The sequence below is a fragment of the Actinomadura rubrisoli genome (assembly GCF_004349215.1).
Classification (GTDB): domain Bacteria; phylum Actinomycetota; class Actinomycetes; order Streptosporangiales; family Streptosporangiaceae; genus Spirillospora; species Spirillospora rubrisoli.
In genome coordinates, this window is the sequence record NZ_SMKU01000740.1 from 1 (window position 1) to 980 (window position 980).

Annotated in this window: 1 protein-coding gene; it reads right to left on the reverse strand. The window is 66.4% G+C overall.

The annotated features are described in order from the left end of the window. Window positions 1-797: transposase family protein (locus E1298_RS47215; RefSeq protein ID WP_131903867.1), on the reverse strand; the 797-nt coding region annotated here is incomplete at its 3' end. Between the last annotated feature and the right edge of the window lie 183 nt (window positions 798-980).

The following is a 980-nucleotide window of genomic DNA, read 5'->3' on the forward strand; positions in this document are numbered from 1 at the left end:
CGGCGGTGTTCGAAGAGTGTGAGGACGTGGGCGGCGCGTACGAGGTCACCGATTCTGCTGGGGCTGAGAGTGGTGTGTTTGAGTGCGGTCCAGCGTTCGGTCAGCAGCGCGAAGCCGCGTTCGCCGCGGCAGCGCAGGAAGCGCTGGAGGCGGTCGCGACAGCGGTTGTCGAGGGTGGGGATGTTGCCGCCGGTGGGTGGTGCGAACGGGACGATGACGCCGTGGCCTGCGCCTTGGTAGCCCGAGTCGGCCAGAACCGGCAGTTCACCGGTGTGTGGGTACACGGCGGGCAGAACGTGGACGCGGGCGGCCTCCAGGTCGTGGATGTGGCCGGGTTCGACGTCGCTGGTGAAGATCGGGAATCCGCTCGGGTCGCACAGGGCCTGGACGTTGCCGCCGAAATCGTTGGTCTTTCCCGAGTACCAGGCGTCGATCATTTCGCCTTTCACGCTAGGGGTCTTGATGCGGCAGCGGTCGGTGGCGAAGATCTTGCCGTCCAGTTCCAGGTGGCTCAGTCCGCCGGCCGGCGCGTCGTGGAGCGCCTGGTGCAGGCCCGGGGCGCGGGCGGCCAGGACATCGATGCCCTCGTGCAGGTACCGGTAGGCGGTCGATTGGGAGATCCCGAACGCGGCGCCGTGCCGGGTGATGTTCGGCTTGTCACGGAACCAGACGATCACGAACAGGGCTTGAACCCAGCAGGTCAGAGCCCGTGTGCCTGTGCGGGTGCCGCATGCCTTGCGTTCGGCGCGCAGTAGCCCGGCAACGAAGCGGATCAGTTCGCGGGAGACGTCGAGCATGGCAGGATAGGCGACCAACGTGGAGCCTCCGGTAGCGGACGAGGACTTGTGGTGAGACCTCTTCTACCGGGGCTCCACGTCCCGTTTCCGGGCCCGGCGATCTGTCCGCGAGTCTCCCCTTGCGCTACCGATCATGCCCGGGAATGCCCTACTACCCGAATCAATCTTGCAGGGAAAACCTCA